Consider the following 15,344-nt stretch of genomic DNA (forward strand, 5'->3'; position numbering starts at 1 on the left):
ATGGTTTTAAAAGCATTGCCCATACTCCTCTATTGGGTTTTGCGACTCTTATTTAAAACATGTAAAAACCGCTTCTATTTGGCACATAGCTTGAAAAGCACCCCCTTTATCGCAAGTTTTTGGCATGGGGAGATTGCGATGCTGCCCTTTGCCTACTTGCGCTTAAAACAAGGAAATGATCTCTATGTGATCGCTAGTCAGCATTTTGATGGCTCCTTAGCAGCTAGGCTTTATGAATGTTTTGGATTCCGTGCCATCCGTGGTTCAAGTAAAAAGGGGGGAGTTAGGGTGTTGGTGGAGGGAATCAAGCTTTTAAAAGCAGGAGCAGATGTGGGCCTAACTCCAGATGGTCCTAGAGGGCCTTACCATAGTGTGGCAGATGGCGTGGTGGCGCTGGCACAAAAAACTGGCGTGGGGGTGGTGGTGTGCCGCGTGATCTGTAAAAATGCTTTCACTTTCAACACATGGGATCGCTTCCAACTGCCCAAACCCTTTTCAGAAGTGCACTATCACATGCGTGAGCCCTTTTTCATCCCTAAAGACATGGAATTAGAACAGGCTAGGGCACTTGTGGCAGCTCGTATGGGAGAGTGTGGTTGATGTGGCGGGCGTTTAAAGCGATCTTCTATGATACGATTAAGGAATGGTTTTTTTCTGATGTCTTTATCTGTTTCAATTTAGATCGCGAAATGTTAGCAGGGCGCGTAGAACATTTCAAGCGAGGTAAAACCTTGGAGGTCGTCAATAGAATATATGCGGTTAAGAATGGAGTCATTCCCATCAAAGCCCTTAAAGACGCGCAAGATTTTACACGCATTTACCCTTTTTCTTATCTATGCGGTATGGCCAAGAGTTTGGATCAAGGTGTATGTAAAAAGGAATACTTAGAGCACTACGCTCCAGTGCCCAAGAAGGAGTTAGTTGTTTTAGAGGTCGATCAATACTATTTTTTTATTCCCAAGAAATCCTTAAAAGAAGACATTCAAGCCTTTGAAAACACTCTTTTCAAGGCGGACTATATTTTTTCACCTTTCTTGCTCATGTATGGCTATATCCGCTCTATCCTAGCAGAAGAAGCCACTCTCTATGCGATGTTAGAATATTCTAGGCTTTCTGTACTCATCACCCATCACAAGCGAATCTGCTATAGCAAATGCTATCTTTTAAAGATTCCAGAGGTATTAAGTGCTCCCACCCAAGAACCACAAGGGGATTACGAACAAGAAGAAGCGCTTTTGAAATCTCTTTTGAGCTCTATGGAAGCGGATTTAACGCACATGGATGCGGCAACACAAGGACTTCAAGACAAATCTGGATTGGATTCAGAAATTTCGCCAGAAGTGCAAGAGATGCATGCGATGTTAGAAGAGGATTTAGCATGCGTGCCCGACATTGTTGAATGTTTGCAAGAGAGTCTTAAAATGGTCTACACGCATCCTATGCATCCCTTGGAGGATTTTGTAGAAAAAGTGTGTATTCTCAACACCTATCAAGTTGGTCCGCGTATGTTAGCAAAATTACAAGAGGGGTTAATGCTAGATGTCTCCTGCATGCCTATTTCTGTGGTTGAGCAACTGAGCATTTTTGCTCGACGAGAACAGGATGACCATGCGCTTTAGTTACAGTAAACCTCATGGCAAGCACATGGTTAGACCCCATACAAAGATTTGGGTGTTTTATATGCTATTGGCCGTGGGTTTAAGTGTGCTGATGGCGCGTTTTTTGGATCGAGAAATAGTGGCGTCCAGTCATCAAAGTGAGATTGCCCTGATCGAAAGCAGTATTTATGGGCATGTGAGTGAGCGCCTAAAGGATAGACGCAAAGAAATAGAGAAAAAAGTTGAGGAAACAGCGCACAGAGCAGTGTATACTACCAATATTAGGGATGCTATCAAGGGTATCTTGGAGATCATTCCCGATTCTATCACGATTCAATCTATTACGATCGACTATTCCAGTTTGGTAGTCAAAGGAGTTGTGCCCTCCAAGGAGGCATTTCAACTATCTCTCCAACAGCGACTCAATTCTATCTTTGAAAATAGTCAGGTAGCGTTTTACCCCATGGGAAATGGATGGCTTCGATTTGTTTCGCATAATTCTTCTACAATGCCCTTTATTGATAAAGGCAATGAATGAAAGAAGGGATACCAGAAACAAAGCAGGGAAGTCGCCTTAAGGGTAATCTTGCTTTTGAGAGGCTTGTAAGAAACTCGCTGTTCACGCTGATTTTCATTATTGTGGCTGTTATTTCTGTGCGGCTTTTAATATGGGGAAATCTGGAAAAATTTCGTAGTCAACATGGCGATGAGGTCCAAAAACGCTTGATTGTGGCGCATAAACAGGAAATCTTCTTTGAAGCCTTCAAGGAGTACAAAGCTTTTAAGCAGGCTAGTGCCCCTAAACTTGCTCACCCAAATTACAAAGACAGCGTGAATACACTTAATCAACTCCTTGGGCGGCATTTTAGCAAGATTCAAATACAAGCTAGCACCGAAGAAAAACATTCTCAGGATGAGATCATGCATGAAATCTTCCATGTCAAGGCACATGCTAGTTCTCTGCGCGAACTTTACGCATTTTTGGACGGAATGCGTCAAATCAGCGCCTACACGCAGATGGCCCTCCCCATTAATATTGCCAAAGAAGCCCATGGGCTTGCTTTGGATTTTAGGATTCACATTGAATACAAACTCACAGAATTTTGAATTTAACCCTAATGCATGCGCTACTTGCGGCGCGCGTTGTTGTATGGGCACGGGTTATGTTTTTGTCAGTCTTGCTGAGATTGAAGAAATAGCAGGTTTTTTAGCGATGTCTTTAGAGCAATTCGGTATGCGCTATCTTAGGCGTGTGGGGAATGCCTATAGCCTGCTGGAGCAGAATATAGCGCCTAAACCATGTGTGTTCTTAGACATGGAGAGCAAACGCTGCCGTATTTACCCCGTGCGTCCTGAGCAATGTCGCACCTATCCCTTTTGGAAAAACCACCCAAACATGCAAGAACCTGCACAGGAATGTCCGGGAGTGGTTCTAAAAACCTAGAGGTCTATGGCATATGGTAGAACTTCCCATTTAAAGATAGAAAATGTATTTTAAACATGATATAACCCTATGTGGGTGTTGGACGTGGTTCTTGCAGTAAGAGAGCAGAGCTGGAGGGCAAAACGATGGTTTTGGGAGTTTGCGAAAGCTTTCAGCTCATCCCTTCCATGGTTAGTGGTTTGTCAAATATACACCTTAAGGAGAGCACAGATGACTAGAGCGACATCTTTTAAGAGGGGGGGGGTGATGCTGGCAGTGGCACTAGGAGGTATCCTCTTTTCCCAAAGTTTGACAGAGGATCAGCAAATTCTCATCACTTCTGACGCTTTTCATCGGGGAGATTTTGCTGCGGCTAAACAAGGCTATTTGCACCTTTATAAGGAAACCAACAATATCTTGTACGCCAAAGAGGCAGCCGTTTCTGCGGCAAGTTTGGGCGATATTAACACAGCTGTCAAATTGGCCATGCTCTACAGAAAAATTACCAAAGACAAGACTGATGTCTCCATCAATAAGATTTTGGTGGATAATTACATCCAAACAGGTCAAACCGATAAGGCAATTGCCCTTTTAGAAAGCATCCGTCGTGAAGATAAATCCTTGATGTTGGATGATGTGCTGGGTTCCTTGTACCTCAGCCAAAAGCGTTATGACAAAGCCTTTTCTCTACTCAACAAACTTTATAATCAGACTCATAGCGAAGATAGCTTGGAGAAGTTGATCACTATCTACTTCATGCAAAATAGTCACCAAGAGGCAGTTAATCTTCTCAGCTCCCATCTCAAGGATTATGGTTGCTCACCTGATTTATGCCAACGCGCCTACAATACCCTTATTCAGTCCAATGAATTACAAAGAGCCAAGGATATCTTTGGCACTCTTTATGAAAAAGACCCTGTCGTGCAAAATGCTCAACTTTACATTGCCGTCCTAGTAGCGCTCAAGGAATTTAATACGGCACAAAAGATTGCACAAAATTATCCCTTTGATCGCCGCCTACTCCTAGACCTTTATACGGCGCAAAAGAAATTTGCTTTAGCTGCCAAACAAGCTAGTCTTATTTACAATGAGAAAAAGGATCCCAGTTTTCTTGCTCTGGAAGCGATTTACACATACGAGCATCTCAACACGATTCACACTCCTCCTAAAAAATCTGAAATCATCAAAATCACGCAGAAACTGGAGCGAGCCATCGTGGAACGCACGCAGAATCTCAAACGCACTAAGGAAAGCCTGAATACCCAGGATGCGTTTTTCTATAACTTTTTGGGTTATTCTCTCATTGATTATGACCTAGACATTAAAAAGGGCATTGCCTATGTCAAGACTGCCCTTCAGCTTGAACCCGATTCGGTCTTTTATTTGGATTCTCTAGCGTGGGGATACTATAAACTGGGTCAATGTGCGCAGGCTAAAGACACCTTTGCTAAGATTGATAGCGCAGAGCTCAAAGGTCAGTCAGAACTCCAAGAGCATGCTAGCGCAATTGCCAAATGCCACTAGATTTAGACGCTCTTAAGACCTATCTAGCCACCAAACAGACTCTTACGCCTATGGAGGTATTGGGGCGGAGTTTAGCTTACAATCCTTATGTTCCTAGATTAAGTGGCAATGACCTGAAGCGCGTGCAGGCCACTCCGCACAAACTCGTGAGCTTAGATGCCAGCATGGATTTAGAACTCTTACTCACCCGCTTAAACGGGATTCATGAGGCTAGGGCCCTCCTCATAGACTTCACGCCCCTCTACACCCATGGCATGCCTGCTTTGGAAAGTTTAGACTTATTAGGCTACATCCGCCGTTTGAGTCCTCAACCCCTAATTCACAAAGACTATTTTTTAGACCCCTACCAACTTTTGGAGAGCGCAGTCCATGGCGCTGACGCGGTGGTTTTGGATGCACAGCTTTTGGGGATAGAGCTCAAAAACATGTGCGCTTATGCGTCGCGTTTGGGTCTATTGAGTGTTGTATATGTGCGCTCTAAAGCAGACCTCAAGGCAAGTATTTTAGCCAAGGCGAATGCCCTCTATTTGGGTGAAAACTTTGCTGCCCTCTTAGAAATAACTCCGCAGCGCTGCACCATTCTTAAGGACACAGACCCACTCTGCTCAGATGATGCTTATGGAGTAGATGGTCTGTTGACATACTCCCCATAGCTAAAGCTAGAGCTTTACGGCGCAAGTAATCATTTCCGATGTTTGCCGGCATAAAGAATTATATAATGAGAAGTTTTACCTTAACGCCCTGACAATATTCATGCGAGAATAAGTCTTTCAACATCAGGAATGCGATAGTGAGGGGTGTTGTTCGTAGGCAAAGATAGGTACATTGTATTTGTTAGGATTTCTGCCAAAAATAACACAAATTTATGGTAGAATGCCTTAACATATCTTTTCACTGATTTTAATTATCATTTTAAGTATTTAGAAATAGATAAGGGGGCTTAATGAATTTTAAGACCAAGATTTCTCTCACATTTGCGGTGTTACTACTGGTCAGTTTCAGCGTTACAGCTGGAATTCTCAGTTATACGATGTATCATCGACTCACAACATCGTCTAAGGATCGTCTCAAAGAGTTGACATCCATGCTGGCCTATTCTGTCAATGGCTGGGATGAAGCAATCAGGACTGCCGTGAACAGCACCGCCCAGCAATTAGAAAAACTGGATTTGCACGATGCCAAGCGCATCCACGAGATCTTGAGCTATGTGCAGTATGGCATGGATTCGACAGATATCCATGTTGGTTTTGAAGATGGGAGTATGATCAAATTGGTGGGAAATGCTCCTAAGGACTATGACCCGCGCAAGCGCGATTGGTATCAGCAGGCCAAAGCCGCTAACCATAAACTCGTGGTCACACATCCCTACCTAGATCTTTTTACTAATCGCTTGGTAGTTTCTTATAGCATTGCGCTTTATCAAGATGGCGTTTTTAAAGGGGTGTTGGGCTCGGATATCCCCCTCACTTATGTGCAAGAGAGTGCTAAAGAATATTCTTCAGAGGGGATTCGAATCCATTTTGTCGATCCTGGTGGATATGTTCTAGGATCGAGCACCTTGGAGCAGGGCAAGCAATTACAGACCATATATCCACAAGCACTAGCACTGATTAACCGCATTCTCTCCACACAACATGGCTTGGTCGAGACCAATGTAGATAAAGTGCCTAAATACTATGTATGGGACACAGCACCTGGATTTAGTTGGAGAATTTTGGCCGTCAGCAATAAAAATTTTGTGCTTAAAGACCTGGATACGATCCAAAGGACCTTGTTGATCATCTCCTTTGTCTCCTTAATTGTTTCGATTGTCTTGATCTTGATTATCACCAATCTTCTCTTTAAGCCTTTGAAGCAGCTCACGCAACTTATCCAGGCACTTGCCTCTAAGGATGGGGATTTAACCGAACGCCTGGCTGTAAAAGGTAAGGATGAAATCGGAACCATTTCTAGGAGTGTGAATGTATTCTTAGAAAAAACCCATGGAGTTATCTCCACCATCAAGCATAATAGCACGCAAAATACCCAGATTGCGTGCACCTTGCAAGAGAGTTCGGAAGCTGTTTCATGTAATGCCCGAGAGGAAGAACAACGCATTCAGGTTGTTGTACATAATGGAGAGAGCGTGGTTGCTAATATTTTAAGTGGGGCTGACAATGCCGCTAAAAATAGCGACAATCTTGTCAATACCAGCCATACTCTAGAAGAAGTGCGTGCTAAGATTGAAGAGTTTAGTACAAATTTGAGCAACAACGCCCGTCTAGGTGTACAGTGTTCTAACAAACTTGAGCAGGCATCTTACGACACTGAAGAAATCAAGAAGGTATTGACCATTATCGCTGATATTGCCGATCAGACCAATTTACTCGCTCTTAATGCTGCGATCGAAGCTGCGCGCGCGGGTGAGCATGGGCGAGGTTTCGCTGTAGTGGCTGATGAAGTGCGTAAGCTCGCCGAAAAAACACAATCTAGCTTGAGTGAAATCCATAGCACGATCAACGGAGTTGTGCAAAGTGTCACTGATATTAGCAAGGACCTGCACAGCAATGCGCAAGAAATTGTCAAGGTTTCAGAAGCTGCCCACAGTCTGCAGGATGTAGTAGATAGTAATGTGCAAGGAATCCAGGGGATCATTAAGACAACTATTGAAGATGTGCAGGCATTCAAAGAGGTGGCACAACTGACTCGAGGCATTATGGAAGAAATCCAGAAAATTGGGGAATTGACCGCCTCTAATCAAAAGAGTGTGCGCGCAGTCGCGCAGGCAAGCGTTTCGTTGAGCAAAACTGCTGAGATTTTTGATTATGAGCTCAGCAAGTTCAAAGTTTAACGCAATCCTTAAGGAGTTTTCGTGAAAGCGTATTGGTATGCGATGCCTCTGGTAATCTTGCTTGGTGCATGCAGTGTTTACCAGGGACCAGATGCCCTATCTGACTTTAAAGAAGGGGATGTGCAGGGCAGGATAGGGGAAGAAAACACGCATCAACAACAAGCTAAAAAAGCAAAGCTTGAGCAAGAAACTCCCCAAGTAACAACCCAAAAGCCCCCAGGATCCCAAGAGCCTAAACCAGTCCAACAGGACAGAATTAAGGAGGAATTAGCGCCTCTGGAGGCCACTCTAAAACAGCTCAGTGCGCTAGTGGCTGCCAATACGCAGAAAGTAGATGCTTTGGATAAACAACTAGCACAACAGCGCACGCCTCCTCCAGCGCCTCCAAAATCCGCCCAAGATTCCCCACCAACACCAGACCAAGAAACAAATCTTTGGGAATCCGTGAATTTCAAACAGGGCGCACAATCCAAGGCCAAAATCAAAACCAACCACTTTTTAATGGGCTATGGTTCAAGCAATATGGCAACTGCAGAAAGTGATGAGAATTCCAAAGAGAATGCTTATTTTGACGCTAGACGGATGCTTGCATTTTCCATTTACCAAAAGTTCATCTGGGCTTTGGGTAGAAAACAACTCAGATCGGATAATCTCAAAAGTATTTTACTTTTCAGCATTGATAAGGCGATTGATAGTCCAGAGATTTTCAAAGAGAGGAGATATCTTACCCTTCCCTCCTATGATAAGGTCATTGCCCTGCTCATCGTTGATGCACATGTGCTCGATCGGATCAAACAACTCGCACAACTTCAATACACTTTCAGCGCAGCCCAAAGACATGCCATTGACCGATTAATCCACGACATGCAAAACGAGGACATTTTAATACCTCTCTTGCGCTAAGCCCTTGGCTTTAGCTAGGGGAGTGTGTTTTAAACAATCCTAGGATTTTATAAGGGTATTTCAATAACATGGTTCCCCAATGGGCTTTAATCCCATTTTCTTGGCATGCGCGCAAATTCTCTTGATTAGCAATCCACAAACTTTTTAACCCCCTTGTGCTCACCCCCCCCACGCCCATTTTCACCCACACTTGTGGCACATACACCACCTTGAGACCCCCTACATACAGAGTGCGTAATAAAAACTCATAATCAGCGGAGATTTTATAGTCAATCTTATAGCCCCCAAAGTGTTCATACACCCCTTTACGCACAAAAAGTGTAGGATGTGCGGGCACCCTGCCATAAAAAAACCCTTTCTTACTAAATTCCCCACTGACATAATGACGCACAATGCGATCGTCCTTAACATACACTAAGTCCGCGTAGACCATCTGCGCCTCTGGATTGCTCTCAAATGTCTGCACCACTTGAGCTAATACCCCAGGGTGGGCATAGATGTCATCGCTATTTAAAATCCCAATGATCTCCCCTCGCGCGCGCGCAATGCCCTTATTCATGGCATCATAAAGTCCCCTATCTGGTTCACTCACAAAGCTTAAATGCTGGGCATAACGCTGGATAATCTCTAAACTCCCATCCACACTCCCCCCATCTATAATGCAGTATTCTAGGGGGCGATAATTCTGACCTAATACACTTTGGATCGTGGCTTCTAAAGTTTTGACTCCATTGAGCACCACACTGATAATGCTGAGTGTCACAAGTAAGCCCCGATCTGCTCTCGATCTTTGGCTTCCAAACTCCAGTTGAGCGCCCCTTCCAAAAGGGTTTGGTAGCTAACAGGGTTCAAATTTTCTAAAAGCTGTTTTAGTCTCATTTCATCTTTGGGATCAAAGATATGTCCGTTGACCCCCTCTTGTACCAACACCTGCGCCCCGCAAGCTGCACTCACCAATACAGGTAAACCCACGGCTAAAGCCTCCTCTACCACCAGACCCCAAGTTTCACGCAAACTTGGCAGGATCAAAACATCGTGCGCACACAAGAGCGTGTTTAGGTGCGTGTTTTTCACTGCTCCCAAAAAACACACATTTGAGCTCGCTGCGCTTTTTAATTTCTCTTCTAGCTCACCCGTGCCTACAAGACTTAAAGAGAGATGGGGCAACTGAGCAAATACACGCAGTAAAAATTCTAAATTTTTTACGGATGTCAAGCGTGCGATACAGATAAATTTTTGGCTATACGGACGCTGATCTCTGCGACTTGTAGGGGAGTTGATGACCCCTACCCCATGCGTAGTTTTTAACACACCTTTAAAGTGCAAGGCCTTTAGTAAATCAGCATGCAAGTGTGAACAGACAAGGGCATGGCTAACGCGCCTTAAAAAGAGGCGTTTGAGCCACGACTTAAGTCCGCTTGTAGTGCTTTCTATAATGCTTGACTCTACTACCACCCCATTACAAGATTTGGGAGTCAAAAATGCTCCTGCCCAAAACTCTATACAATCCCACCCTCCAATCAAAAGCCGTTTGTGGGGTTTTTGCCTTAAAATTTGGGCTATTTTTAAGAGATTGCTCAATACCGGGCGTTGTTGCAGTGCCCCCTCAAAGAGCACACTATAATCAAAACGCGCCTTTTCTAGGGTGTTAAAATCCTTAGAGCGCACTTCTTGGGTGTATTGGGCTAAAAACACCACACAAATTTTTAGGGATTTGACCAACTCATTGTAAAGATTGACTTTATAAAAGACGGGTAGGGGGGTTATAATTAAGTAATCTAGTGTTTGCCCCGCCATCCTAAAGCCTTTTTAATGTAGAACTTAGCCAAAATCCACCCCTCTATGGCTTTGAGAACCAAAGGCGCAGCGATCTTGTTCTTGCGCTTGATATATGCCCATTCTTTAAAAATCTCCAACTCTTTATGTGTGCCTAGCCCATCATCACGCCACTGAGCTAAGACATTTTCTTTGGCTAAAAAAGAGGGGAAGTTATGATAAGCGCGCAAAAGATGTTCATAATCCATGCTAAAAATTAAGTCTTCATCAAAGAGACCATAGGTACTAAAATAATCCCGATGGGTCAAAAGCCCTTGATGGTGGATCATTTTGAAACGCAATGAGTTTTTATCAAAATTTTTGAGATAATCAGAAGTGTAGAGCATATTTCCTTGTTTATCTACACGCACCACCCGTGCACTAATGAGTGTTCCCCCCCCCCCCCGCACGCCTGCCATCACCTCTTGTAAGGCATTAGGGGCGACAAACCCGTCTCCATCACCCTGAAAATTCATATAATCCCCAAAGCTTAGACGCACCCCCTTATTAAACGCTTCGGCAATTCCCCTATCTTTTTGACTGATAAAGTAGTCAATGCGATCAGATAAATGTTTTAAAATCTCCAAAGTGCCATCGCTAGAGCCCCCATCAATCACCAAGCACTCTAAATTGTCATAGCTCTGGCTAAAAATGCTCTGCAAGGTTGCTTCTAAAAATTCTTGACTATTTAAAGTCGCTAAGATGACACTCACTAGGGGTTGCTGAGGGTGGCTTTGTTTAAAATACCCCGTTGTTCTCAAGCCCCCTTGAATGTCTGTATCAGAGAGAGGATAAGTGATATAACGCGTAAAGTATTGGTTCTGCTCCAAGTTAGGAGGCTTTTTATAAAGCATTCTTGTGGTGCTAAAGCGCGCATCTATGCATTCAAATTCCATGTAATACCTCCTCGTATAAACCCACTATCCTTTGCGATACCACGCTTTCGCTAAAATGCTCCAGCACATGTACGCGGGCGTTGGCACAAAGTTTAGGATAGTCAGGGGTGTTTAACACCCACTCTATCCCCCTCTTTAAATCTGTAGTCTCAAAGGGGCGGGCTAGATAGCCATTTTTTTGGTGAGCGATCAGATCGCCATTGCCCCCAATCTCAAACCCCACAACAGGCACGCCACAAGCCAAACTCTCTAAAATCATATTGCTTAAATTCTCTTGACGGCTGGGCACAATGAGCACATCTAGAGCGTTATAGAGGGCGATGAGGCTAGCCGTATCGTGCAACGCGCCTAAGGAGTGGGTTTTAAAGGGTAGATGAAGCGCGCGCGCGCCTGCGCCAAAGACCACTAGTTCTATCTGTGTGGAGTCTAGTTTTTGCAAAGCCTCTAGCAGCAAATCATAGCCTTTAATGGGGTTGTCTATTTCCATTGCTCCAAAACCTATTAATTTTTTAGAAGTAGGTAGCCCTAAGAGTTGCCGACAAAGGTTTTTATCTAGGGGTTTATAAAGCTCTGTATTGATGGGATTTGGGATCACGGCATGGGCTTTATCTTTTAAAAGTGCGCTTTGAGCAGCACACTTAAGAATCCAAGAACTCACCCCCACAACGCATAAATGGGGGATTTTTGCATAAGCCCTTTGCTTCATGCCAAATCCTAAGGTGGCTAAATCGCACTCAAAAGGGCTATTTAAAATACAGGAATGTTTGTAGGTGTGTTCGTTCTGATCGTTGTAGTAGTGATCTCCGCCGCTAAAAGCCCACATGTCATGCAAGCTCCACACTAAGGGCGCGTTAATCTTAGGCAAATCCCTTAAGGGCAAGACCCCGCGCCCTAGCCAATGCAAATGCACGATGTCGGGCTTTAGGGCGTTGAGCGCATTCACCACCTGGCTAAAGGGCAACCAACCTAAATTAAAAGTGCCTTTTTTGCGTTTGGGATAAAGTAAGATCGGAGCTTTGTCCAAATAGGGGCGCACTAGAGCCCAAAGTTTGCCTAGGCGTGTTTGAGGGTGCAAAATGCGATCATCTACTACTCCGCCCCGTGTATCCTGCACCCACACGAAGCTATCTACCCCCTCCTTTAAAAGCGCGCTATGTAAGCGCAAACACGCGCGCGCTGCCCCTCCGGTGAGCGTAGCGTTGAGGTGAATAACTTTCATGATTTGCTTAACTTTTAAGTTCTGTAGGGTGTTTTAAAATCAGGTTGATCAGCTCTCTTAGTGCGCCCTGTCCCCCCTGTGTGTTTAAGAGGATGATCCCCGGTAAAGCCTTTAGGCTCTCTTGAGCGTTTTGCACGCAGGCTTTTAACCCCACTTGCTCCAAAAGGGGGAGATCATTCACATCATCGCCCACATAAGCCACTTGTTCTAGGCTAATCCCCTCTTTGGCGCAAATTTCACGCGCAGCCTTTAATTTGCCCTGTGGGCTACAGCCTTGATAGAGATAATCTACTTTGAGCTTTTTAGCGCGGTGTTCTACGATGGGCGTAACCTCGCCAGTAAGAATACCTGTTTTAATACCGGCTGCTTTAAGTAGCTCAAAACCAATCCCATCGGCCACGCTGAATTTTTTAAATTGCTGGCCATTTTCTAAGTAATACATTCCCCCATCTGTCAAAGTCCCATCGCAATCACATAAAAACACCTTAACCTGGCGCATGGCATTCCTTTAGTCTGAACAATAGAGGGTATTCTAGCACAGCTAAAGGTTAAACTAAAGCCAAAAACTCTTGTAATCTTTCCCTTTTAAAAACGCTGGGGGGGAATTAGTCGTTTAAAGCGCAGTTGGCGCGCAAAATGGATCAAGGAACGCTTTTCTTTGGCTTTGATCTTGTAAGAAATACCTCTAAGATAGTCTAAAATCTGTTCTCTTGAAAGTCCGCTTTCTAAGGCTCGCTTTTCTAAAATATAGTGGGGGATTTTAACCTTCTGGCGCACAAAGACCTGGGCAATGCGTTGATAGAAGGCATGGTGGCGATTTGCGCAGAGTCGCCCAAAGACAAAGGGGAGACCGCTTTTAGCATACCAAAGCGTGGCTAGGTCCTTAAAATTTCCATGTGCACTTCTGTGGTAGTGGCGCAAGGCCTTATCTCCAATGAGGACGCGCCCTCTTAAACCTAAGACTTGAGCAAGTGCGTTAGAAGTAGCCGATTCTTTATCCTGATTTGGGGGCTGGCGCAATACCAACACACTGCGCACTTCTTGGCATGCTACAATCCCGCAAGCAAGCGCATAAGGGGCGTTAAAACTCACAATGGAGGAAATGAAGCCTGCATCGATGCGTTTAAAGAGAAAGTCGCGATTGAGCTTAGAGGGGTAGGTTTTTTTGAGATGTAGAAAGGTCTTAAAGCCGGGTAGACGGAGAGGATAGGCCTTAATAAAAACATCAAAAGGTAACAAATTCAAATAATCAATCTTTCCAAAACGCACACAAAACCTTTAATCTTTGCGCTATTCTACACCAAAAACACATGCACGCACCTAAATAATACTGTTCTAAGTGATCAGGCTTAAGGCAACAATTATCCCAGTAGATATGATAGCTCTACTAGTTGATTTGATAACAAACTAGCTAGTAATCAATAGGGCAGAAGCAGACATACAACAGAAGCACAACGGTCTGTTCTCTATATTTTTTAAATTCATAGAGTTTTATAGGATTTAGCGGACATCTAAACCATGTGTAGAAATAAGGAACCCTGGCTAAGATAACATGCGCGGTTACAACGAGGGATAAAATAGCTATATCAGGATTCCACAAGATACTTCTTAGCCAGACTCGTGATGCCCCTGCTTTTTCTCAATGATCTTAATAATCTCTTGACTTCTTTGCTGAATCAATTTTTCACCCGCCTGCAACCATTGCTCAGGAAGATTATAATGAGGGTGTCGCGCAAATGTGAATTTTTTGAGTCCTTCTAGTTTGTTTATATGACGAGGGCGCGCTGCTAGGTCTATTTGTTTTTCGAAGTTAATATCTAAGCCGCTGTCCACACCTTCAAAAAACGCAGGTATATTAGCTAATTCCCCTTCTCCGATTTGTCCCAAAAATGCCATTCCATTATCAAAAATGGGAGCAGGGGCCAAAAAGGCATTTGTCTGATTGTCTATTAACATTCCATAATTGCCCAAGTGGCGATCGGTATTGAACACAAGTGCGTCAAAGAGCAGTAGATCTTCTAAAAACTCTTGTCCTAGAACTTTTGCCAGTATTTTAAAACGCTTTAGTGGATTATGTCCCAGGGCTTTGTATTTGGCATAATCTATACACTCGGCTATGGACACAAAGCCCACCTCCTTGCTAGTGAAAATCTCACACATGCACACAATTTCGCCTTGATGACTTTCTAGATCATAGGAGATCGCTTGGAGTCCCAAAGCCTTGGCAATCTGGGCGGCATAATACTCACAATAAGCTTCCGTACCTGTCTGCCCTTTGATTAACTTGATTATCCCGCTCTTTCTACACCAGCATTTCTTCAAAACACCATGGGTAGTTAGCTCAGGGGATGGCTTTCTCTCTTTTCCTTTTAAAATCATGGATCGTCCAGTAAGAGCCACCAAAGTAAGAGCTTTGCTGAAAGCATTGTTATAGAGATTGTAGTCTTGCCATAGGTAAGTATCGCCCTCAGGGACAATCCAAAAAGTATCATTGAGAGACAATGCAAACCCCACTCTGATATACGAGAGAATATCATTTTCAGCAATGCCTGTGGTGTAAAGGATTTGTCGCATGTATTGGCGGTGCTTGGGAATTCTGCGCATCTCAATCCACTCTATTAGGCGTTTTTTAGATGCCGCCCATTTTGTTGTAGGCTAATAGGAAGTAGGTTTTGTCTGTGCACCTCGAGGGACATGATGTTCAGTCCCCTTTGATCTGTATACGCTTTAAACGACAACACATCTCTATCTTTGTTTTTCAAGATAAATTGCATCAGACACCCCTTTGGTTGTACCATCTCCTTAGCACCGTCATTCTAACACAAAAGCGTTACTCTTGGATAACCTTAGCAAGGAGTCCTTAATTCTTGCTCGCTTTTTGGATTGTTAGGATATGGTGCATTTAATTAAACATATTGCACAGAATGATTAGATAAATAGAACTCGGTGCTGGAGAAGAGAACCGCAACGCCATTAAAAAGGTTTTAGTGCAAACCATCTATGCTTATCTTGGAACTTTTGTACGAACAGAGCAAAACTCCTTGACAACATGGTCAGTTCTTAGTTAACATTGTATTCTCATTTTGCATTCAGAAAGGAAATTTTGGTATGGTAGTAGCACACAGCACACAGCACA

17 protein-coding genes are annotated in these 15,344 nt (G+C 43.9%); 9 read left to right on the plus strand and 8 right to left on the minus strand.

Features of this window, described 5'->3' with window-relative positions:
* From C6H04_RS01830 to C6H04_RS08075, 9 genes are all read left to right on the plus strand, one after another.
* Complete coding sequence (locus C6H04_RS01830) at positions 1–600, plus strand: lysophospholipid acyltransferase family protein (protein ID WP_199767068.1); 600 nt, start codon at positions 1–3, stop codon at positions 598–600.
* Complete coding sequence (locus C6H04_RS01835; protein ID WP_104732161.1) at positions 600–1,619, plus strand: DUF8569 domain-containing protein; 1,020 nt, start codon at positions 600–602, stop codon at positions 1,617–1,619. Before C6H04_RS01830 ends, C6H04_RS01835 begins: the two co-directional genes overlap by 1 nt.
* Complete coding sequence (locus C6H04_RS01840; protein ID WP_104695998.1) at positions 1,609–2,136, plus strand: PilN family protein; 528 nt, start codon at positions 1,609–1,611, stop codon at positions 2,134–2,136. The genes C6H04_RS01835 and C6H04_RS01840 overlap by 11 nt, the downstream gene beginning before the upstream one ends.
* Positions 2,133–2,705, plus strand: coding sequence for a hypothetical protein (locus C6H04_RS01845; protein WP_104695997.1), 573 nt, complete (start codon positions 2,133–2,135; stop codon positions 2,703–2,705). The genes C6H04_RS01840 and C6H04_RS01845 overlap by 4 nt, the downstream gene beginning before the upstream one ends.
* Positions 2,680–3,042 carry a YkgJ family cysteine cluster protein gene (locus C6H04_RS01850; RefSeq protein ID WP_233711815.1) on the plus strand — a complete coding sequence of 121 codons (363 nt, stop codon included), beginning with the start codon at positions 2,680–2,682 and terminating at the stop codon, positions 3,040–3,042. Before C6H04_RS01845 ends, C6H04_RS01850 begins: the two co-directional genes overlap by 26 nt.
* 246 nt (positions 3,043–3,288) lie before the next feature.
* On the plus strand, positions 3,289–4,545 hold the full coding sequence (locus C6H04_RS01855) for a tetratricopeptide repeat protein (protein WP_104696053.1): 1,257 nt from the start codon (positions 3,289–3,291) through the stop codon (positions 4,543–4,545).
* Positions 4,536–5,198 carry a beta/alpha barrel domain-containing protein gene (locus C6H04_RS01860; RefSeq protein WP_104732163.1) on the plus strand — a complete coding sequence of 221 codons (663 nt, stop codon included), beginning with the start codon at positions 4,536–4,538 and terminating at the stop codon, positions 5,196–5,198. The genes C6H04_RS01855 and C6H04_RS01860 overlap by 10 nt, the downstream gene beginning before the upstream one ends.
* Positions 5,199–5,488: 290 nt before the next feature.
* A complete protein-coding gene (locus C6H04_RS01865) occupies positions 5,489–7,375 on the plus strand; it encodes a methyl-accepting chemotaxis protein (RefSeq protein ID WP_158653585.1) in 1,887 nt (628 codons plus the stop codon).
* A gap of 21 nt (positions 7,376–7,396) precedes the next feature.
* Positions 7,397–8,278 carry a hypothetical protein gene (locus tag C6H04_RS08075; RefSeq protein WP_233711816.1) on the plus strand — a complete coding sequence of 294 codons (882 nt, stop codon included), beginning with the start codon at positions 7,397–7,399 and terminating at the stop codon, positions 8,276–8,278.
* Positions 8,279–8,288: 10 nt separating this feature from the next.
* Here the strand turns inward: C6H04_RS08075 and C6H04_RS01875 are convergent, their stop codons facing one another.
* The 8 genes from C6H04_RS01875 to C6H04_RS07885 form a co-directional block, all read right to left on the minus strand.
* Positions 8,289–9,041 carry a glycosyltransferase family 2 protein gene (locus tag C6H04_RS01875; RefSeq protein WP_104695994.1) on the minus strand — a complete coding sequence of 251 codons (753 nt, stop codon included), beginning with the start codon at positions 9,039–9,041 and terminating at the stop codon, positions 8,289–8,291.
* Positions 9,038–10,075, minus strand: a complete 1,038-nt coding sequence (locus C6H04_RS01880; RefSeq protein ID WP_104732164.1) for a glycosyltransferase family 4 protein — start codon at positions 10,073–10,075, stop codon at positions 9,038–9,040. The genes C6H04_RS01875 and C6H04_RS01880 overlap by 4 nt, the downstream gene beginning before the upstream one ends.
* A complete protein-coding gene (locus C6H04_RS01885) occupies positions 10,057–10,989 on the minus strand; it encodes a glycosyltransferase family 2 protein (protein WP_233711817.1) in 933 nt (310 codons plus the stop codon). The genes C6H04_RS01880 and C6H04_RS01885 overlap by 19 nt, the downstream gene beginning before the upstream one ends.
* A complete protein-coding gene (locus C6H04_RS01890; RefSeq protein ID WP_104732165.1) occupies positions 10,979–12,208 on the minus strand; it encodes a glycosyltransferase in 1,230 nt (409 codons plus the stop codon). The genes C6H04_RS01885 and C6H04_RS01890 overlap by 11 nt, the downstream gene beginning before the upstream one ends.
* A gap of 7 nt (positions 12,209–12,215) precedes the next feature.
* Entirely contained in the window at positions 12,216–12,707 is a 492-nt protein-coding gene (locus C6H04_RS01895; RefSeq protein ID WP_104732166.1) for a KdsC family phosphatase, read from the minus strand.
* Between the two features lie 86 nt (positions 12,708–12,793).
* Positions 12,794–13,477: an MqnA/MqnD/SBP family protein gene (locus C6H04_RS01900; RefSeq protein WP_104695990.1), complete on the minus strand. Its 684-nt coding sequence runs from the start codon at positions 13,475–13,477 to the stop codon at positions 12,794–12,796.
* Positions 13,478–13,816: 339 nt separating this feature from the next.
* The gene (locus C6H04_RS01905) at positions 13,817–14,812 is read right to left on the minus strand and encodes a HipA family kinase (RefSeq protein ID WP_104732167.1); all 996 of its coding nucleotides are present in this window, start codon (positions 14,810–14,812) and stop codon (positions 13,817–13,819) included.
* Between the two features lie 14 nt (positions 14,813–14,826).
* Positions 14,827–14,982, minus strand: a complete 156-nt coding sequence (locus tag C6H04_RS07885; protein WP_158653802.1) for a hypothetical protein — start codon at positions 14,980–14,982, stop codon at positions 14,827–14,829.
* Between the last annotated feature and the right edge of the window lie 362 nt (positions 14,983–15,344).

The organism is Helicobacter salomonis, from assembly GCF_900197775.1.
Taxonomy (GTDB): Bacteria; Campylobacterota; Campylobacteria; order Campylobacterales; family Helicobacteraceae; genus Helicobacter; species Helicobacter salomonis.